The 19,368-nt window shown below is 70.9% G+C and carries 18 protein-coding genes and 1 pseudogene; 14 read left to right on the top strand and 5 right to left on the bottom strand.

The window, feature by feature from the left end; genetic code table 11:
* Positions 1-64: 64 nt before the first annotated feature.
* The gene (locus tag J7E94_RS21790) at positions 65-2,089 is read right to left on the bottom strand and encodes a DUF4231 domain-containing protein (RefSeq protein WP_215017978.1); all 2,025 of its coding nucleotides are present in this window, start codon (positions 2,087-2,089) and stop codon (positions 65-67) included.
* 183 nt (positions 2,090-2,272) lie between these two features.
* Between J7E94_RS21790 and J7E94_RS21785 the strand changes: the two genes are divergently transcribed.
* The 8 genes from J7E94_RS21785 (at position 2,273) to J7E94_RS34800 (ending at position 7,075) form a co-directional block, all read left to right on the top strand.
* Positions 2,273-3,454, top strand: a complete 1,182-nt coding sequence (locus J7E94_RS21785) for a helix-turn-helix domain-containing protein (protein ID WP_215017976.1) — start codon at positions 2,273-2,275, stop codon at positions 3,452-3,454.
* Positions 3,455-3,617: 163 nt separating this feature from the next.
* Positions 3,618-3,827, top strand: a complete 210-nt coding sequence (locus J7E94_RS21780) for a hypothetical protein (protein WP_215017974.1) — start codon at positions 3,618-3,620, stop codon at positions 3,825-3,827.
* On the top strand, positions 3,824-4,042 hold the full coding sequence (locus tag J7E94_RS21775; RefSeq protein WP_215017972.1) for a hypothetical protein: 219 nt from the start codon (positions 3,824-3,826) through the stop codon (positions 4,040-4,042). Before J7E94_RS21780 ends, J7E94_RS21775 begins: the two co-directional genes overlap by 4 nt.
* Positions 4,039-4,209 (top strand): hypothetical protein, encoded by a 171-nt coding sequence (locus tag J7E94_RS21770; RefSeq protein ID WP_215017970.1) that lies wholly within the window; start codon positions 4,039-4,041, stop codon positions 4,207-4,209. The genes J7E94_RS21775 and J7E94_RS21770 overlap by 4 nt, the downstream gene beginning before the upstream one ends.
* A 65-nt stretch (positions 4,210-4,274) precedes the next feature.
* A complete protein-coding gene (amcB, locus tag J7E94_RS21765; protein ID WP_215017969.1) occupies positions 4,275-5,393 on the top strand; it encodes a cyclophane-forming radical SAM peptide maturase AmcB in 1,119 nt (372 codons plus the stop codon).
* The gene (gene amcA, locus J7E94_RS21760; RefSeq protein WP_215017966.1) at positions 5,371-5,610 is read left to right on the top strand and encodes a multiple cyclophane-containing RiPP AmcA; all 240 of its coding nucleotides are present in this window, start codon (positions 5,371-5,373) and stop codon (positions 5,608-5,610) included. The genes amcB and amcA overlap by 23 nt, the downstream gene beginning before the upstream one ends.
* 60 nt (positions 5,611-5,670) lie before the next feature.
* On the top strand, positions 5,671-6,345 hold the full coding sequence (locus J7E94_RS21755) for a pentapeptide repeat-containing protein (RefSeq protein WP_215017964.1): 675 nt from the start codon (positions 5,671-5,673) through the stop codon (positions 6,343-6,345).
* A 13-nt stretch (positions 6,346-6,358) separates the two neighbouring features.
* Positions 6,359-7,075 carry a hypothetical protein gene (locus tag J7E94_RS34800; protein ID WP_251057030.1) on the top strand — a complete coding sequence of 239 codons (717 nt, stop codon included), beginning with the start codon at positions 6,359-6,361 and terminating at the stop codon, positions 7,073-7,075.
* A 448-nt stretch (positions 7,076-7,523) separates the two neighbouring features.
* Here the strand turns inward: J7E94_RS34800 and J7E94_RS36000 are convergent.
* Positions 7,524-8,105 (bottom strand): annotated as a pseudogene (locus J7E94_RS36000) (FAD-binding oxidoreductase); the annotation flags it as partial.
* A 146-nt stretch (positions 8,106-8,251) separates the two neighbouring features.
* Between J7E94_RS36000 and J7E94_RS21745 the strand changes: the two are divergent.
* Positions 8,252-9,439: a cytochrome P450 gene (locus J7E94_RS21745; protein WP_215017961.1), complete on the top strand. Its 1,188-nt coding sequence runs from the start codon at positions 8,252-8,254 to the stop codon at positions 9,437-9,439.
* A gap of 44 nt (positions 9,440-9,483) precedes the next feature.
* Here J7E94_RS21745 and J7E94_RS21740 read toward each other — a convergent pair whose 3' ends face one another.
* On the bottom strand, positions 9,484-10,167 hold the full coding sequence (locus J7E94_RS21740; RefSeq protein ID WP_215017959.1) for a class I SAM-dependent methyltransferase: 684 nt from the start codon (positions 10,165-10,167) through the stop codon (positions 9,484-9,486).
* Between the two features lie 33 nt (positions 10,168-10,200).
* Positions 10,201-11,715 (bottom strand): IucA/IucC family siderophore biosynthesis protein, encoded by a 1,515-nt coding sequence (locus J7E94_RS21735; RefSeq protein WP_215017957.1) that lies wholly within the window; start codon positions 11,713-11,715, stop codon positions 10,201-10,203.
* A 107-nt stretch (positions 11,716-11,822) separates the two neighbouring features.
* Between J7E94_RS21735 and J7E94_RS21730 the strand changes: the two genes are divergently transcribed.
* Both J7E94_RS21730 and J7E94_RS21725 read left to right on the top strand, forming a co-directional pair.
* Complete coding sequence (locus J7E94_RS21730) at positions 11,823-13,535, top strand: IucA/IucC family protein (protein ID WP_374224482.1); 1,713 nt, start codon at positions 11,823-11,825, stop codon at positions 13,533-13,535.
* Between the two features lie 115 nt (positions 13,536-13,650).
* Positions 13,651-14,469, top strand: coding sequence for a GntR family transcriptional regulator (locus J7E94_RS21725; protein WP_215017953.1), 819 nt, complete (start codon positions 13,651-13,653; stop codon positions 14,467-14,469).
* Positions 14,470-14,647: 178 nt separating this feature from the next.
* Here the strand turns inward: J7E94_RS21725 and J7E94_RS35995 are convergent, their stop codons facing one another.
* Complete coding sequence (locus J7E94_RS35995; protein ID WP_215017951.1) at positions 14,648-15,181, bottom strand: helix-turn-helix domain-containing protein; 534 nt, start codon at positions 15,179-15,181, stop codon at positions 14,648-14,650.
* A 147-nt stretch (positions 15,182-15,328) separates the two neighbouring features.
* On the opposite strand from J7E94_RS35995, the gene J7E94_RS21715 reads away from it, so the two are divergent.
* The 3 genes from J7E94_RS21715 (at position 15,329) to J7E94_RS21705 (ending at position 19,304) form a co-directional block, all read left to right on the top strand.
* Positions 15,329-16,270: a SigB/SigF/SigG family RNA polymerase sigma factor gene (locus tag J7E94_RS21715; protein ID WP_215017949.1), complete on the top strand. Its 942-nt coding sequence runs from the start codon at positions 15,329-15,331 to the stop codon at positions 16,268-16,270.
* 179 nt (positions 16,271-16,449) lie between these two features.
* Positions 16,450-17,511, top strand: coding sequence for a glycine betaine/L-proline ABC transporter ATP-binding protein (locus J7E94_RS21710; RefSeq protein ID WP_215017947.1), 1,062 nt, complete (start codon positions 16,450-16,452; stop codon positions 17,509-17,511).
* Positions 17,511-19,304: an ABC transporter permease/substrate binding protein gene (locus tag J7E94_RS21705; RefSeq protein WP_215017944.1), complete on the top strand. Its 1,794-nt coding sequence runs from the start codon at positions 17,511-17,513 to the stop codon at positions 19,302-19,304. The genes J7E94_RS21710 and J7E94_RS21705 overlap by 1 nt, the downstream gene beginning before the upstream one ends.
* Positions 19,305-19,368: the final 64 nt, after the last annotated feature.

Raw genomic sequence — 19,368 nt, 5'->3', positions numbered from 1 at the left:
TCGAACGGCCCACGATGGTGGCCATAACCAGAAGCGCAAGGGCGTACCAGGTTGGCCGCGAAGGTCAGATGACTTCTTGCTGCCCTTGGTGTGGCTGCTCCAGCTGCTGCTCGCGCTTGCGCTGTTCCACGCGCAGCGACTCCACAGTCTCGGCAAGCCTCTCCAGGTTAGCCGCCGCATCCCCCTGGTTGTAGGGGTTGATGCCCAGGTCATAGGCAGTGACCTGCTGGTCGATGGCATCGGAGGTCTGTTGCAAGTTGAATGCACGTTCCCGGAACTTGAAATATCCGGTTACTGCCGTGGTGAAACTGACGAAAGCCGCCAGTCCAATCAGGATTGCTTTACCAGGCTGCGGCGGGTCATAGACCGCGGCAGTTACCGACATGGTCACCGCAGCGGCGAACAGGCCCCACTGGAAGAAGTTATGCACTCGCCGGTAATACCTGGTCTCGCGCCGTAGTCGATCGATCTCCTGCGGGATCGACTCCCGGTAGGAACGCTGGCGATCTGTCAAGGACCGTTCGTTCTGTGCGGCTGCCAGAATGCGCCGCTCCTCTAAGAGGTCAAGTTCGAGTTTTAGCATGGCAACCGACTTCGGCTTCTCACCCTCTGGCTGGCCGGTGTCCATTCGCCAGCCGATGCCGAACATGGCCAGCAGCGGCGCGAGGAACACGCCCCCAGCGATGTTGTAGGGGCGCATGTCGAACTGGCGCCACATGGCGGCGTTTACGGAAAGTGCACCGACAACAACCAGGAAGGTGGTCAGGGCGGAACCCACGACGAGAGACCGAGATATGCGGGAAAGCCGTATCCGGCTACGGAAAGAGGCGGCCGATCGGTGGTAGTCCTGCATCCACTCGATTTGCTGTTCGGTCGTGCGCCGTGGCGGTCGGTTTTCTCCGTCGGGGATTTTGACGCTGGACTCTGCCTGGGTGTTGTTGTTATACATCCTGTTCAGGCTCGACAAAGTATGGGAGACCACTTCGCCCCATGTGGGAGATTCGAAAGTCGGCCAGTGGTCCGATATGGGGGATGAAGACCATGTGGTTATCATGTCATCATCGATAGCATTCAAATAGTGGTGGACGCGAAGAAGTGCAATTTTAGGATTTCGTCGATCCGGGTAAACGCGCCAAGATTTATTGGGATGTAATTCGTAATAGGCGTCCATCCCATCTGCACTCAGGAAGTCATCGATGACCCTCCAGTCCACAGGCCCCGGATACGGAATAAACGCGGCGTCGCGTTCGAGGTTAAGGCCGTTGTGCTTGAGTTGTTCAATGATCTCGAATACCCATGGCTCATAGTCGGCGGAGCTGCCCGCAGTTCCTCCAATCTCGATCGCGGCCCCCTCCAGTGCCGCGCCCTCCTCGTCCTCTTGGTCGTCGTCTTCAATCACGTAGTCCTCCGGGTCCGTCTCGTTATTCCCCTCGGGGCCCGCCTGCGGGTAATGATCGGGATCGGAGACTGTCGCGATCCCTCTGGGAGATTTCCGAGTGTCAGGAACTGTCTGGTACAGGGCCGCCATGCTCGTGAGCACATGAGAGATGACATCTCCCCACGTCGGAACACGCACGGTCGGCAGATGCTTGCGGATCCGGACGCCTTTCCAAACGCTCTCGCCGCCGTCTCTGTGGTTGTACCGAACAACGGCCCTGGTCGGATCTGCGGTGTGCGGGTAAACAAACCAGGGCTTTAGCCATTCCACGTCAGCCATGAAAGCGGTCGCAAGGAATACTTCGACATCCCCCCAGGTAATCGGCGGATCCGCAGCAGGGCATGGCTTGAATGCGTCTTCACGCGTGAGGACTTGCTCGCCGTATTTGAGTCGTTCCAGGATGGCGAACACCCATGGGGCGTAGGCATCAGCCCCACTCGCCGGCGGATGGTCAGTGGGAGGCGTGGAGTCGGGCACGGCAGGGCTCCCCCCTTGTGGTGGTGGTCTTGGTGTCCGGTAGGTGGCGCCGGGGGCAACGGAAAGGCTACCTGTAGTGAAGGACGCCACCGGGTGGTAACCACCAGGCGTGCAGCGGAAGTTCACCTGCCCGAGGCTGCGGTCCGCCACTTGGTTCTTGCGGATCTCGAACATCGCACCACCTGATCTGTGGTATTGCGACGAACCCTAGAACCTAAGGAGTTGGCTGGGCCTTGTTGCTGGCGGTCTGCGGGTCAACCGACCAGAGCAACGGCGCGGGGGCATCTGCGGTTTCAGGGCGGACCTCCCACCCGTTCCTGTCCGAGCGGTACCGTCCTGGTAGACGAAGGGGACGCCATGCAGTGGAACCAGCACACCACCGGCCAGCGGATCAAACTGCTTCGCGGTGCCGTCACCCAGGAAGAACTTGCCGAAGGCGCCGGTCTGTCCATCGCCACTATCCGCAAGGCTGAGCAGGATCGTGGACAGCTCTCCCTGCCCACCCTCCTGCGGCTCGCCCACGCCCTGGGCGCGGACATCTCCGTGATCGTGGGTCAGCAGGCCCCCAGGCGGGCGATGCTCGCGGACGACCGGACCACCCTGCGCGAACTATCGCGTACGGTCCACGACACCGCAGCGGGGATCGGCACCGACAGGGAACCCGTCGACTTTGCTGCCGATCTTGTGGCGGGATGGGATGCCTATCGGGCTGGGCGTATCGGGGTGGCTGGGCAGTTCGCCACGTCCTGCGTCAAGGATGCCGCGGCGGCCCTCGCGGACGCCGGCCACGACCGCCGCATGACCGCACGCGGAGTCCTTGCCGACGCCTACCGCCTGGCCTCGTACGTCGCCAACCAGCTCGGCGCCCGCGATCTCGCGTACGCCGCCATCGGCCACGCCGCCGACCAGGCCCGGCAGGGCGGCGATCCCGTGCGGGAAGCCTCCGTTGCCTCCGGCCGTTCGTGGATCTACCTGCGTGACGCCCGCCTTGACGAAGCCGAGCGCACCGCGGCCGTCTCCTACACGAGCATCGAACCGACCTATGGCGACCGTGATCCGGTACTGCTCGCAACCTACGGCTGGCACGTCACCTTCGCGGCCGTCGTCGCAGCCCGCCAGGAGAACACCGCCGCCGCCGAAGACCTCCTCTCCCAGGGCTCCGCCATCGCCGCCAGGCTGGGCCGCGACGTCATGGTCAACGGCACCGCGTTCGGCCCCGCCGCCGTCACCGCTCAGGCCGTCGGAATCGCGGTGTCCACCGGAAAAGCCAGCAAGGCCCTGCACCTCGCCACGTCGGTGCACGACTGGTCGGCTCTGCATCCGGCCGCACACAACCGGCTTCAGCTTGACATCGCCCTCGCCCAGTGCGCCACCAAGCAGTACGACACTTGCTTGGACACGCTGCTGACGGTGTGCCAAGCGCACCCGGAATGGGTGCGCCACCAGACTCTGCCCGGCGTCATCGCCCAGCGGGCCGGCCATGCCACGACCTCCCGTTCCCGGAAAATCGCAAAGATCATTGGGGCCACACTCGCGTAACTGCTACCGCACGTAGCACTCGGGCTCTGCACGGATCGCGGTAGTGCTACGCCCCAGCTCTTCACTCCCCGCAACGGCGCGATCACTCTGGATGAGCCCGCGGGCAGCCGGTCTCCGTGGCCCCCTTCGGGACCGGCTGCCCCTCCCGTCCGAGGAGTACGCCGTGACCAAGCCCTTACCCCGTCGCCCCCTCGCCCGACAGTTCCAGGACCAGCCGGAGCCGAGGCTCACCGCGGACGCCTGGTCGGACGCCTGGTCGGACGCCTGGTCGGACGCCTTCGGCCCCGACCCCAGCCCCGCCCTCCAGACCCGCGCCGGCCGAGGGGCCGGACGGTTCTTCGCCGGGCTGGCTGGCGAGGGGAACGACCAGTGAGCTGCCGCAAGGATGTCCCGTCCTGGGTCTACGAAGGCGCCCGCGTCCTGGACGTCGCCAAGGAAGTCGAGGCCGTCGTGCAGTTCGTCGGCCCGTGGGAAGACCCTGCCTCCCGCAAGGTCATCGACTCCGCCGTCTTCCTGCGGCCCGAGGGCGGCGGACGGGAATGGGTCGTGTCCGACCACCAGGCCCTGCGCCAGGCGGACCCGAGATGACCGACCGGAGTCACTTACCGGATCCCGGCTGGGGCATGATCGGTGCCCTCATCGCGATCGGCCTCGCTGGTCCCGCCATCGTCCTCAGCGGCCACGCCGTCGACCTCGCCACGTCGGCGAGCGCACCCCCTCCGGCCACCGCGCCGGACGTTGAACCGCTCTCGTAGGCGGCCCACAAGTTGCCCACCTGGTGGCCTCCAAGGCACCACTCGCTCGCACCGAGAGGAGCGCGATGCACACCCCCTTACGGCTCGCGGCCGTCCCCCGGTCCGTGATCATGCAGCCGACCACGCAGTGCCTCCCCATGGACTGCACGTACTGCTACCTGCCGTTCCGAAAAATGAAGCACCTGATGCCAGCGGCCGTCGCCGAGGCTGTGGCCGCGGCCGTCAACCCGTGGGCGGCCAACGATCCGGCGTTCGAGGTTGTGTGGCACGGCGGGGAGCCGCTGGCCACCAGCCGCGAACATCTGGCGTCGCTCATGGCCCCTTTCAAGGGCGTGCAGCACTCCGTGCAGACGAACGCCGCACTCGTAGATGACGCATGGTGTGAGTTCCTGCTGGAGCACGACGTGCACGTGGGCGTCAGCATCGACGGCCCCGAGGACATGAACACCCACCGGATCACGCTCGCCGGCCACCCGGGATTTCGCGTCACCATGCGGGCGATCGAGCGGCTGCGCCGCCACGGCATCCCCTACTCCGCTATCGCCGTGGTCTCCGATCCCGACCCGGCCGACGCCGCCCGCTTCTACGAGTTCTTCGCCGAGCTGGGCGTGACCACCCTCGGCGTCAACGTCGAAGAGGAGGAGGGCGTCAACACCGGTTCCAAGGACGCCGACCCCGTGCGGGCGGCCGAGTTCTGGGCGGCCCTCGCGGATGCCTGGCGGATCAACCCCGTCATGCGGCTGCGGGAGGTACAGCGGGTACTCAACTTCGCCGGGGCCGTCCTCCAGGGACACGAGACCGCGCCTCTGCCCGCGTCCTCGCCGTGGGATCCGCTGCCGACCGTCGCCTATGACGGCGGCGTGGTCATGCTCTCCCCCGAGCTGGCCGGGTTCACCGACGACCGGTTCGGCGACTTCACTACCGGCAACGTGCTCAAGGACGGCCTGGACGTCCTGGTCGCCGAAGCCGAGAAGCGCACCCCCTGGATCACCGAGTTCTGGGACGGCGTGGACACCTGCCGCGCTACTTGCCCCACCTTCGCCTTCTGCGGAGGGGCGCATCCCGCGAACCGGTATTTCGAGCACGGGGGCCGCATGGACGGCACCCGTACCTCGTACTGCACCACCTCGAAGATCGCCCTACTTGAAGGAGTGACGCGACATGTCCGCAGGCACCGCCCCTGACGCCACCTCGCTCGTGATGGACTTGGCCCCGGGGTTCACGTCTCTGCTGGAGGCCGCCGGCTCCACGTCTGTCGCCCGCTGGGACAACGACTGGAGCAACCACGAGTTCGACAACCAGGTCACGGCCGCGGCCACCTTCGACAACCGGCCCACGTGGGACAACCCGCAGCCCACGTTCGACAATCGGCCTACCTGGGACAACTGGAAGAACAAGTAGCCCGTCGGGGCGGCCCTCCGCACCGAGGGTCGCCCCGGCACCACCTTGGAGGAGCACAGCATGGCCACCCGCACCTTCGGCCGCGTCGCCGTCACCCTGCCCGGCCTGGACGAGCCTGGCCTGTACCTGTCCGCCGTCGACGGCCTCGACAGCCCGCGCGGCACCGTCCAGGACTTCGCCTTTGGCGAGGCCGACCTGCGGTCGCTCGACCTCACGGACACCCAGCTCATCACCGGCCGCATCACCGGCCTGAGGTCCAAGCGGACCGAGTTCGAGGGCATGAACCTGCACGGTGTGGAGATCACCGGCAGCGATCTCGGGTCCGTCCGCTGGAACGAGAGCAAGCTGACCCGGGTCCTCCTGCGTGACTGCAAGCTGATGGGCGCCGCCCTGGACGGCCTGGTGCTCGATGACGTCCTGTTCGAGGGCTGCAAATTCGATTACGCCACCTTCGAGAAGGTCCGCGCCGCGGGGCCCGTTGCCTTCGTCGGCTGCACCTTCACCGAAGCCACGTTCACCGAGTGCGACCTGTCCGACGTCGTGTTCTCCGACTGCACGTTCAGGCTCACCGAGTTCGGTACCGGCCGCTACCGGGACACCGACCTGCGCGGCAACGACCTCTCCACAATCCGCGGCGTCGCCAACCTGGTCAAGGTCCGCATCGGCCACGGCCAGCAGAGCGACCTCGCCGAGGCCCTCGTGAACGAACTCGACATGACCCTCGGCGACGACTGACCCAGGAGAAGCCGTGCCCTTACACGTAGCCTTCACCGACCACGACGCCTTGCGGGCCCGGTGCAACTTCACCTCGGTCCGCACCGTCAGCGGGGATCCCGCCTTCGAAGACGGGGCAGTCGTACCGTCCAGGCAGTGGCAGCCACTGAGCGAGGCCGCCGCCCAAGCGCTGACCGCCCCGCCGTGGACCCCACCGAGCACACTGGTGGAGATCGTCCGGCCGCCAGCACCGACCGGCGAGAGCCTGGAAGACCTGGCCCAGCACATGGGCGACGGTCAGGCCCAGTACCTCGGCCAGGCCCTCGCCAAGCCCGACATGCTCACCACGACCGACAACTACCAGGACGGCCGCCTCATCGGCCTTCACCTCGACAACTGGGACAAGCTCAAGTACGGGCAGAAGGCGACCGGCCGGCGCCGCCTCGCCCTGAATTTGGGCCCCGGGACCCGGTACATCCTGCTGGGAGCCCTCGACGCCCAAGCCGTCTGCCGAGCCGTCCACCCCGAGGACTACGCGCACCGCTACCCCGGCACTGACGACTACCGCGCCCACGTTGCAGCGGACCACCCCATCCGATGCATCCGGATCCGCCTCGCCCCTGGCGAGGGCTACATCGCCCCCACGGAGTACCTGCTGCACGACGGTTCCACCGAAGACCAGGTCGAGCCCTCGGCCATGGCCTTCTGGCTCGGCCACTGGCACCGCGGCACCCTGCCGTCCCTCGTCTGATCACCGCTCCGGCGCACACACGCGCCCCACCCCAGCGCCACCGGGAGTGGGGCGCAGCACTGTCCGGCTTCGGTCTCGGGGTCGGGCCGTTCACTCTTGGGTGTGATGCTGACCACTTTGCTGTACTGTTCGGTGGCGTCGAATGCGACACCGTGACCCGTTCCGTACGCGACATCGGGGGCTGTGTCGACGGGCCCGCTGTGGGACATGACCAGCGGGGGACACGATCAGTGCGGGGATAAACGGGTCCGGCAGTGCGGACAGCCAGCGCTGCCAGCCGCCCAGCACCGCCGCCGAGTCGGCGTCGGGCCAGCGGAGTTCGGCGAAGGCGCAGTCGCCCGCCGGGTGGGTGAGGAAGCGGAGTTCGGTGACCACCCCGAAGTTGCCGCCCCCCGCCGCCGCGCAGGGCCCAGTACAGCTCCGGATCGCGGTCGGCGGACACCTCGCGGACGGACCCGTCGGGGGTGACCACCCGGGCGCCGGTGAGCCGGTCGGAGGTGGTTCCGTACGCCCGCGAGGCCATGCCCAGACCGCCGCCCAGGGTGAGTCCGGCGATGCCGACGGAGGGGCACAGGCCGGTCGGGACGGCGAGCCCCCGCCCGGCGAGGGCGGAGTTCACCTCCCCGAGCCGGGCCCCCGCCCCGATCCGTACGCCGTCCCCCTCGACCGCGACGCCGGCCATGGCGCCGGCGTCGACGACCAGGCCGGCGGCGCAGGTGGACCACCCGGCGTAGCTGTGGCCGCCGCCCCGCGGGACCACGGGCACGGCGGAGCGGCGGGCGAAGTCCAGGCAGACGGCCACGTCACCGGCGTGCGCGGGGTAGGCCACCGCCCCCGGAGCCACGGAGTCGTACCGGGGCTGGAACAGCTGCCGGGCCTCGGGGTAGTCCCGGTCGCCCGGGAGGACCACCCGCCCGTCGATCGCGCGGGCGAGTGCGCCGTAGTCCGGGCCCCGGGCCGCCGCCGCCCCGAGGCAGGAGACGAGGGCCGCGGCCGCGGCTCCCAGGACCCGGCGGCGATGGAGACTCATACCTCCTTCCTGCCACCGCCGGGGCCGATCGCGGTGAAGGCGGGCCCACACACCGCGGCTTGCCCCCCGGACGGCGCACAGGCGGAACGATTCGGCTGGTCATATATCCGGTCCGGTCCCAGGGGTGGCGGTCGTACCCTTCCCCCATGCCCCTCGTGGATCTCGGCGCGCACGCCGAAGAGTTCAACGCCGACCCGTACCCCTTCTACGCCGCGCTGCGCTCCGCCGGGCCCGTCCACCGGGTGATGCTGGGCGGCGACCGGTCGTGGCTGGTCGTCGGCCACGAAGAGGCCCGGCAGGCCCTGAACCACCCGGCACTGTCGAAGAACTGGCTCGGCGCGGAGCTGTTCGGGAACAACCCCGCGAGCGCGGCCGCCAGTAACATGCTGGAGGCGGACCCGCCCCACCACACGCGGCTGCGCCGCCTGGTGGCCCGCGAGTTCACGCCCCGCCGCATCGAGGCCCTGCGGCCGCGGGTCCAGGAGGTCACCGACGGGCTGCTGGACGCGATGGAGGCCGCTGCGGACCGCCGGGCCGACCTCATCGCGGCCCTGGCCGTACCGCTGCCGATGACCGTCATCTGCGAACTCCTGGGCGTCCCCGACCTGGACCGGGAGCGTTTCCGCTACTGGTCCGGCGAAATCGTGGCCCCGGTGGATCCGGCGGGCACGGACGGCCGTGTCCTGGAGCACATGACCGCATACCTCTTCGAACTCGTCGAGGCCAAGGCCAAGATCCCCGGGGAGGACCTGCTCAGCGCCCTGATCCGGACCCGCGACGAGGACGGCGACCAGCTCTCCCCGGAGGAGCTGATCGGGATGGCCTTCCTGCTGCTGGTCGCTGGCCACGAGACCACGGTCAACCTGATCGGCAACGGGATACGGGCCCTGCTCGCCCACCCCGGCCAGCTGGCGGCCCTGCGCGCGGATCCGGACGGCCTGATCGACGGCGCGGTGGAGGAGATGCTCCGCTACGACGGGCCGGTACAGCACGCCACATACCGCTTCGCCCGCGCGGACCTGGAGATCGGCGGCACCCGCGTCGAGGCGGGCTCCTCGGTGGTGGTCGCCCTCGCCGCGGCGGACCGCGACCCGTCCCGTTTCGCGGAGCCGGACGTCTTCGACATCCGCCGCCCGGCCCAGGGCCACCTGGCCTTCGGCCACGGCATCCACTTCTGCCTCGGTGCCCCACTGGCCCGCATGGAGGGCCGCATCGCGATCCGGTCCCTGCTCGAACGCTTCCCCGACCTCTCGCCGACCCCGGACACCGCCCCGCCCGACTGGCTCCCGGGCACCCTCATGCGCGGCGTGACGCGCCTCCCCCTCCGCTGGTAGGCGCGACAGGGCGGGGGCGCGGGCCGGTCGGCAGTCCGACTGTCTCACGGGCCACTGACATCGCCCTCCGGCGCCTTGCGGGCCAGCAGGAAACCCTGGGGGCAGCGTTCGGGGGCGTCCGGTTCGCGGATCAGGCGCGCCACCTCCGTCAGGCCTGCGTCCGTCAGGAGGGCGGCCATACGGTCCGGGGGTGTCCAGTACACGTCGAGGGCGACCGGGTGGCCGTACGCGTGCTCCAGGCGGATGCGTTCGTCGCCCGCCTTGAAGGCGATCAGTACGTAGCCGCCCGGCGTCAGAACGCGGGCGAACTCCGCGAACAGCAGCGGGAGTTCCGGGAGCGGGGTGTGCACCGTGGAGTACCAGGCCAGCACCCCGCCCAGGACCTCGTCCGCGATGTCGAGCGCGGCCATCGAACCCACCTCGAACCGCAGCCCCGGATAGGTCCGGCGGGCCACCGCCACCATCGCCGGGGAGAGGTCGACGCCGAAGGCCCGCACGCCCAGGCCGTCCAGATGCGCCGTCACGCGGCCCGGACCGCAGCCGAGATCCGCCACCGCGCGGCCCGCGCCGCCGCCCTCGCCGCTGCCGCGCACACACTCCGCGAACGCTGCCAGCATGGCCCGTTCGAGCGGCTTGCGTTCCAACTCCCCGATGAGCAGCCGGGCGTAGTCGACGGCGACGGTGTCATAGGACGTCCGTACGGAACTCAGGTACGAGGTCTCTGTCATGCCCCTGGACAGTAGCCCGACCGGCGCCGAGTCTCACCCCCCGGCCGCCGGATGGGGCAGCTCCGCCCACTGGTCGCCCTGGATCCCGGGGCTCAGCCGCATCAGCGTGAGCGCCTTGGTGGGCAGCGGATCCGTCAGCAGCGCCTCGGTGTCGGCGGTGGGCGGCAGTCCGGCGGCCTCGGACAGGGCCTCGGCGAAGGCGGCCGCCGAGCCGGCCGTGGCGCCGAGCGCTCCCGTCAGCAGGGACCCGAACAGCTTGCGCCGCAGGACGGTCACGTCATCGGTGACCAGCCGGCCGGACAGCGGCGGCACCGGCAGGCCGTGCCGGACCAGCCGCGCCGGGCTGATCCGGATGTCGGCGAGATCGCGGTAGACCAGCCGGACCGGGGCGTCGGTGGCGGAGAGGACGAGGAGGAGGTTCTGGCCGTGGGCCTCCAGGGCCACCCCGAGCTCCAGCACCCGCAGGCACACCTCCAGCGCCAGCCGGGCGAACTCGGCCCGCCAGGCCGCCGAACGCGCCGGCGGGAAGGCGCCCAGCGCCCCCACCGGGAGCACCCGCTCACCGGCGGCGGCGTCCGCGAACACCTCCGGCGGCTCGCGCAGCACGGCCGCGAGGTCCGGGCTGTGCGCGGTCGCCGCGCCCAGGGTGCGCGTGACGTGCAGACGGCCGTCGAGCCGCTCGGACAGGCTCTGGGCGAAGGCGGACACGGCCGCCGCCGTCTCGATGGAGTAGACGGAGATGTCCCGGACGGAGGAGGTCAGCCGGGTGCTCAGAGCCGTCTTGACGTGCGCCCCGCCCGCCGCCGGCGCGAGCGTGCGCAGGGCCATCAGCGGGTGCGCCGCGAAGGAGCCGCGCACCCGCTCGTGCTTCAGCGCGTGCGCGGCCTGCCACGGATGCACCGGGACCAGGATCCGCCCCCCGTCCCGGAGCTCCGCCGGCCAGCCGTCGGTGACCAGGCACTCCTCGGCCCGTACGGCGACCAGCCCGAGCTCCACCACCGGCCGGTGCTCGGGTGCGTACGCCAGCTGCTCGGCCACCGAGAAGCCGGGCCGGGAGCGGCAGTTGGGGTGGTACGGATGCCCGTCGACCACCCGCTGCTCCCACTCCCAGGTGCTCCGCGGGGCGCCGTCCCGCCCGGCGGGCGGCTGGCCGGCCCGGGACAGGGCCAGGGAGGCGGTGCTGCCGTCCAGCTCGGCGGTGAACTCCTCCCCGTGCGGCACCCCCAGCGCCGCCACCAGCCGTGCGGCCTGCCGGTGGGGCCGGCCGTCGAGCAGCAGCTCGTCCACGTACGGCTCGGTCGCGTACGGATCCGGCGGCGGTCCCTCCAGCCGGCCGCCCCCGGCGAGCCGCAGCGCCAGGCCGCCCGGCCCCCGCTCCCGGCCCACCACCCACGGCAGCGGTTCGAAGGCGAGCGCCCGCCACAGCCGGGTCAGCACGGCGGCGCGGGCGCCGGGCAGCGCGGCCTCGTACGAGGGCCCGAGCGCGGGGCGTACCGCGTCCAGCCCGGCGGCGACGGCCTCCTCGGCCGGGGAGGCGGGAAGATGCATGCTGGGGCTCCGCACGTCGGGTTGTCGCATCACAGCGTGGTCACGCCATCATCGCGGATACTGAAGATCACGGCCGGTGGGCGCGTCCCGCGATCCTCCGGCGCCGGATGGACCGAATGGAACCAGTGGATCTCAACGCCGCCGCCGACGCGTACGCCGCCACGCCGCTCCTGAACTGCCTGCTCCGCGAGGCCGCGGAGCCCGTAGGGCCGGCCGAGTCGGCCCAGGCCTCCGAGTCGGCCGGGACCTCCGAGTCGGCCGGGACCTCCGAGTCGGCCGGGACCTCCGAGTCGGCCGGGACCTCCGAGTCGGCCGGGACCTCCGAGTCGGCCGGGACCTCCGAGTCCGCCGGGGCGTCCGGCGGGCCCGGCGCGGCCGTCCACCGGCTGCGCGGGAGCGGGCGGCTGCTCCGGGTGCACGGCGGCCGCCGGCCCGTACGCCCCGAACTGTGCACGGCGGACGGCTGGCAGCCGCTCGGCCACACCGAACTGGTCAAACTGACCGCAGGAGAGCTGCTCCGGTACACCGGCATCCCGAACGACGAACTCCCGGTCGAGATCGACGACAGCCGCAACGCCATCGCCGCGCTGCTGGCCGCCCGCGCGGTCGCCGAGCCCCCGGCGGACCCGTATCTGCTCTCCGAGCAGTCCCTGGTCATGGGCCACCCGCACCACCCGGCCCCCAAAGCGCGGGGCGGGGGCCCGGCCGGGAGCTGGCTGCCGTACGCACCCGAGGCCCACGCCCGTTTCCCGCTGGTCTTCCTGGGGCTCCGCGAGGACCAGGTCGCCGAGGAGGGCGGCCCGGCCGCCGCCGACGCCGTCGACTCGCTCGTGGACGCCCTGGACGGGCCGCGCCCGCCCGCCGGCTACCGGCTGCTGCCCGCCCACCCCTGGCAGCTCGACCTGGTCGGCTCCCGGTCGCCGGTGCGCGAGGCCTTCGCCGACGGGCGGCTGCTGCGGCTGGGGGAGAGCCGCCTGCCGGCCTGGCCGACCGCCTCGATCCGCACGCTGTACGTGCCGCGGCCGGGCGCCGACCTGTTCGTGAAGTTCAGCCTCGACGTCCGGATCACCAACGACGTGCGCCGGCTGTGGCGGCACGACCTGCTGAAGCTGCGTCGCACCGACGCGGCGGTCGAGGCGGGCTTCGGCGCGCTGCGCCGGACCGGCCCGGACGCGGCGGACGCCGCCTGGCTCGCCGACCGCGGCTACCGCACGGCCGGTTTCGCCTTCGAGGAACTCGCCGTCCTGGTCCGCGACGGCCTGCACGCCCACGCCGCGCCCGGGTCCACCCCGCTGCTGGCCGCCGCGCTCGCCGAGGGCTACGCCGGGAGCCCGCTGGCGAGCACCGCCGACCCGGCCGCCTGGTGGCGGGCGTACCTGCGCCTGGTGGTGCCGCCGGTGCTGGAGCTGTTCGCCCGGCACGGCATCGTTCTGGAGGCCCACCTCCAGAACACCCTGGTCGCCGTCGACGCGGCCGGCCTGCCGGCGCAGGCGCTGTTCCGCGACGCGGAGGGGGTCAAGCTCGTGCCCGACCTGGACCGCCCGGCGGCCTGGCAGCGGCTGGTCTACTGCCTGGTGGTCAACCACCTGGCGGAGATCGCGGGGGCGCTGGCCGAGCGGCATCCGGACATCTCGCCGTTCGTGTGGCCGGCCGTACGGGAGGAGTTCCTGCGCTACGACGCCGCGTACGGGCTGCCCGAGATCGCGGAGCTCCTCGCCGCTCCGGCCCTGCCGGCCAAGACCAACCTGCTCCTGCGGTGGACCGGGGCGGACGGCGCGGACGCCCGCTACCTGCCGCTGCCGAACCCGCTGCGGGGGTAGGGAAACCGGCCAAGATGGCCGCAGGTCCCCGACTCCTCTCACCTAAAGGTATAGACCAATGCTAGGTTGTTCGGGCAGACCGCGCAGTCCTTGACCACCCGTCAGAGGAGAAGCCATGCCCTCCCCTTCGCGGGGCGGCGGCCCGGCCGCCATGCCCAAGTACCAGCGGATCGCCGCAGCGCTGCGGCACGAGCTCGACCGCGCCGCGCACACCCCCGGCGGCACACTGCCCTCCGAACGCAGCCTGGCCGCCCGCTACCAGGTCAACCGGCAGACCATCAGGGCCGCGCTCCAGCAGTTGCGCGAGGACGGCCTCATCGTCACGGGCCGCCGCGGCACCCGCCCCGCCGCCGGGGCCCCGGGTGCCACGCGCGGCGAGGGCGTCGCCGTCGCGGTCGCCGTACAGGCACCCGCGCCCATCGCCGCCCCCACCCCCGTTCCCCCCGCCGTCCTCGCCCAGAGCTGGCTCACGCGCGTCACCGTGCCGCCCTCGCTCGCCGCACTGCTCGGCATGAGCGGCGGGGACCGCACCCTGGTCCACCACCGCCGCGAGCACGGCCCGGCGGGCGAAACCCTCACGCACGCCGTCACGTACCTGAGCCCGGGCGCCGTCGCGGGCAGCCCCGAACTGGCCCGCTACCGCGACCGGCCGGCCGCGGTCCGCGACGAGGACCCGGGGCCGCTGCACCGCTGGCTCGACCGCGCGGCAGGGGAGGGGCGGGTCACCGAGACCCTCACGATGACCCGCACCACCCATCCGCCCACCGCCGCCTCCCGGGCCTGCGGCCTGACCGTGCGCCGCACCCTGTACGACGGCTCCGGCCGGCTGCTGGCCGTCACCGACCTGGCCTTCCCCACCTGGGACCGGCTGACCTTCCACCGTGACCCGGAGCGCTCGTACTCCGTGAAGGGCTCAGAAGCGCAGCGCCCATGAGTTCACGGTCACGGGGGAGTCGACGGTCGCCAGGTCGGCCACCGGGTAGTCCCTGGTGTGCGCGAACCGCTTCCCGGGCGGCCGCTGCGCGGAACCGCCCGCGTAGAGGAGCCGGTTGGCGGTGCCGGGGCCGGGATTGATGACCGAACCGGTGGAGGCGTAGGTGGTGAGGGCGCTCTCAGTCCACGGCGAGATCCCGGACCGGCGCTCCGGGGGTCGCGGCCCTGTCCCGGACCGGCGCTCCGGGGGTCGCGGCGAGGTCCCGGACCGGCGTGCCCGGGGCCGCGGCGTATTCCCGGGCCGCCGTGCCCGGGGTCGCGGCGTATTCCCGGACCGGCGCGCCCGGGGCCGCGGCGTAATCCCGGGCCGGTGGGCTCGGGGTCGCGGCGAATTCCCGGGCCGACGCGTCCGGAGCCGCGGAGGCGCCGGTCAGGAGGGCCAGCAGTCCGGCCACTTGGACGCCCGCCTCGGCCGGGTGACGGAAGACGGCTCCCGGAGAGATCTCGTACCGGTTGCGCCGGCCGTCGCGGACACGCCGCAGGTACCCGTCCGCCTCCAGGTCGGTGACGATCGTCTGCACGGTGCGTTCGGTCAGGCCGCACACCGCGGCCACATCCCTGAGCCGTACGGCCGGGTCCCGGGCGATGGTCACCAGGACGCGGGCGTGATTAGTCAGGAATGTCCAGTTCTGACGCTGCGGCATGCTCCCCATGCCGGTCATGATGCGATACACGATTCACGTGACGCAAGACGTGAAAAGAATTTCCGGTAATTCTTGACGTACGAGAAGAACAGGGCCACCATCTACGGCAGTCAAGGTCCCGCGCCGCAAGCCGACCAGCCCAAGGAGCGAACCCCCATGCCGGTCCCTGCCCCGTCCTCCCGTACCGCCGCCACCCGCACCCCGGTCCCCCAGCCCCGCCGCGCCTCCGAAGCCGCCCGCATCGCGGGCCTGCCCCGGATCGAGGAGCCCCGGGAGGTGGCCCCCGCGGACGCGAGGGAGCTCTCGAAGGCCTTCTTCCGGCGGCTGCGCGAACTGACCGAGGGCACCCCGGAGTACCAGTACGTCCGCAACACCCTCATTGAGATGAACGCCTCACTCGTCCAGTACGCAGTGCGCCGCTTCCGCAACCGCGGCGACGGCGCTGACATCGAGGACATCGTCCAGGTCGGCACCATCGGCCTCATCAAGGCCATCGACCGCTTCGACCCGACCCGTGAGAACGAGTTCTCCACGCTCGCCATGCCGTACATCACAGGCGAGATCAAGCGGCACTTCCGCGACACCACCTGGGCCGTCCGTGTCCCGCGTCGGCTCCAGGAGCTGCGCATCGACATAGCGAAGGCCAAGGAAGTGCTGACCGTCACACTCGACCGCTCGCCCACCGTCGCGGACCTCGCCGACCACCTCGATCTCTCGGAGGAGGAGGTCATAGAGGGTCTCGTCGCGGCGAACGGCCACACCAGCGGCTCCCTGGACGCCCCGCCCACCGCGCACGCCGACTACGGCGGCGGCTCCACCGAGACCCACACCCTCGCCGACGTCATGGGCGAGGAGGAGCCGGCCATGGAGCTGGTCGAGGACATCCAGACCCTGGCGCCGCTGCTGGAGCAGCTCACCGACCGCGAGCGCCGCATGCTCCAGATGCGGTTCGGTGAGGAGCTGACGCAAGCCCAGATCGGGGACGCGCTCGGCATCTCGCAGATGCAGGTCTCCCGGCTGCTCACCCGGCTTCTCGGCCATCTGCGCGACTCGATGCTGGCCGACGAGTCCGGGCCGGTCTCCAGGTCCGGCGCGTGAGCTAGATCACCTTTGCGTTTGCTCGGGTAAAGACCGGGCAGGGGGGCCGCTGGAGCGGAACCATGCACTCCGGCGAAACGAGCCGGAGGCACGGCGCACGCGGGCGGATCCCGTCCCGCTCCACGGCCCGCCGGCCGGTTCCGGTGCGTGCCGTACCCGGTACGACCCGCGAGGTGTATGTGTCCACGCTCCAGGCCGAGCACGTCTACAAGGTCTTCGGCAGACGCCCGGACGACACGGCGGCCGCGGTCCGCGCGCTCGAAGGCGGCGCCGGCCGCGAGGAGCTGCGCGCGGACGGCGCGACGGCCGCCGTCATCGACGCCTCCTTCCGCGTCGAGCCCGGCCAGATCTTCGTCGTGATGGGCCTGTCGGGATCCGGCAAGTCCACCCTGCTGCGCATGCTCAACGGGCTGCTGGAACCCACCGCGGGGCGCATCCTCTTCGATGGCGAGGACCTCACCACGCTGGGCGCCCGCGAGCTGCGCCGCGTACGCTCCACCAAGATCAGCATGGTCTTCCAGCACTTCGCGCTGTTCCCGCACCGCGACGTCCTGGAGAATGCCGGCTACGGACTGGAGGTCCAGGGCGTCCCCCGGGCCGAGCGCGAACGCCGGGCCGCCGAGGCCCTGGCGCTGTGCGGGCTCGGCGGCTGGGAGAAGTCCTGGCCGGACGAGCTCTCAGGCGGCATGCAGCAGCGCGTCGGCCTGGCCCGCGCCCTGGCCACCGACGCCGACCTGCTGCTGATGGACGAGTCCTTCAGCGCCCTCGACCCGCTGATCCGCCGCGACATGCAGGACCAGCTCCTCGAACTCCAGCGGCGGCTGAAGAAGACCATCGTCTTCATCACCCACGACCTCAACGAGGCCATGCGCCTGGGCGACGGCATCGCCGTCATGCGCGACGGCCGCATCGTCCAGCAGGGCACCGCCGAGGACATCCTGACCCGCCCCGCCGACGACTACGTCGCCTCCTTCATCCAGGACGTGGACCGTTCGCGAGTGCTTACGGCCGATGCCGTCATGGACGAGCCTTCCCTCGACGCGGACGCCTGCCACTGCCCCACCGTCCAGGCCGACACCCCGCTCGCCGACCTGTGCGCGGTCAGCGCCCGCGTCCCGCACCCGGTCGCCGTCACCGACACGGACGGAGCCGTGATCGGCTCCATACCGCAGGACCGCCTCATCGCCTTCCTCGGCGACGAACACCGGCCCCCCATGGCCTGCGCGGAGGTGGCAGCCTGATGCCCCGCCTGCACCTCGGCGCCTGGGTCGACAGCGGTGTCGACTTCCTCCAGCGCCACCTGTTCTGGCTGTTCGACGCCGTCAGCGCGCTCGTCACCGGCCTCTACGACGGCATCGACGCGGTCTTGTCCGCGCCCGCACCCCTGCTGTTCGCGGGCATCCTGGCCGTCGCCGCCTGGTGGCTGCGCGGTCTCCTCGCGGGCCTGCTCGCCTTCGCCGGCCTCGCGCTCGTCGACTCCGTCGATCTGTGGGCCGACGCCATGTCCACGCTGTCCCTGGTTCTCGTCGCCACCCTCGTCACCCTGGTGTTCGCGATCCCGCTCGGCATCTGGGCCTCGCGCTCCGACCGGGTCAGCGCCGTCCTGCGGCCGGTCCTGGACTTCATGCAGACCATGCCGGCCATGGTCTACCTCATCCCCGGCATCATCTTCTTCGGGGTGGGCGTGGTGCCCGGCATCATCGCGACCATCATCTTCTCGCTGCCGCCGGGCGTACGGATGACCGAACTCGGCATCCGCCAGGTCGACGCGGAACTGGTCGAGGCGGCGAACGCCTTCGGCACCACCCCGCGCGACACCCTCGTCCGCGTCCAGCTGCCGCTGGCCCTGCCCACCATCATGGCGGGCGTCAACCAGGTCATCATGCTCGGCCTGTCCATGGTCGTCATCGCCGGCATGGTGGGCGGCGGCGGCCTCGGCGGCGCCGTCTACCGGGCCATCGGCAACGTCGACATCGGCCTCGGCTTCGAGGCGGGCATCTCCATCGTCATCCTCGCCATGTACCTGGACCGGATGACCGGCGCGCTGGGCCGCCAGGTCTCCCCGCTCGGCCGGCGCGCCCTCGGCAAGGCACGGTCCGCCGCCACCGGCCCGGCCAAGCTGTGGAGCCACCGCCCCCAGCCCGCCTACGCCGTCACCGGGGCCGTCGTACTGGCCCTCGTCGCGGGCGCCCTGCACACCTTCGGCGGCTCCCCCGCCGGGGAGGGACCGACGGGCGCCGCGAACACCGGCAAGGGCCGCACGGTCTCCCTCGGCTACATCCCCTGGGACGAGGGCATCGCCTCCACCTTCCTGTGGAAGGAGCTCCTGGAGCGGCGCGGCTTCAAGGTCGACGCCCGCCAGTTGGAGGCCGGAGCGCTCTACACCGGCCTGGCCGGCGGCCAGATCGACTTCCAGACCGACGCCTGGCTGCCCGTCACCCACGCCCAGTACTGGGAGAAGTACGGCAACAAGCTGGAGGACCTCGGCTCCTGGTACGGCTCCACCTCACTGGAGCTGTCCGTGCCCTCCTACGTGAAGGACGTCCGCTCGCTCGCCGACCTCAAGGGCAAGTCCGGGCAGTTCAAGGGACGGATCATCGGCATCGAGCCGAGCGCCGGGGCCATGTCCATCCTGAAGGACAAGGTGCTCAAGGAGTACGGCCTGGAGGGTGAGTACCAGGTCGTCGACGGCTCCACCCCCGGCATGCTCGCCGAGCTCAAGCGCGCCTACGACAAGAAGGAGCCGGTGGTCACCGTCCTGTGGTCGCCGCACTGGGCGTACTCCTCGTACGAGCTGGCCAAGCTGGAGGATCCGAAGGGCGTCTGGGGCAAGGGCGACGGGATCCACACCCTCGCCCGCAAGGGCTTCGCCGCCGACGAGCCCGAGGTGGCCGCCTGGCTGCGCTCCTTCAAGCTCACCGAGGAGCAGCTCACCAGCCTGGAGGCGAGGATCCAGGACACCGGCAAGGGCAAGGAGCAGCAGGCGGTCCGCGCCTGGCTGAAGGACCACCCGGAGATCGACAAGCTGTCCTGACGGCTACGGCTACGGCTACGGCTACGGCTACGGCTACGGCACGGCTACGACCACGGCGAAGGCG

This window comes from Streptomyces sp. ISL-94 (genome assembly GCF_018614075.1).
Classification (GTDB): domain Bacteria; phylum Actinomycetota; class Actinomycetes; order Streptomycetales; family Streptomycetaceae; genus Streptomyces.
The sequence above is the reverse complement of the archived record's forward strand: the minus strand, read 5'-3'. Positions and strand labels throughout refer to the sequence as shown.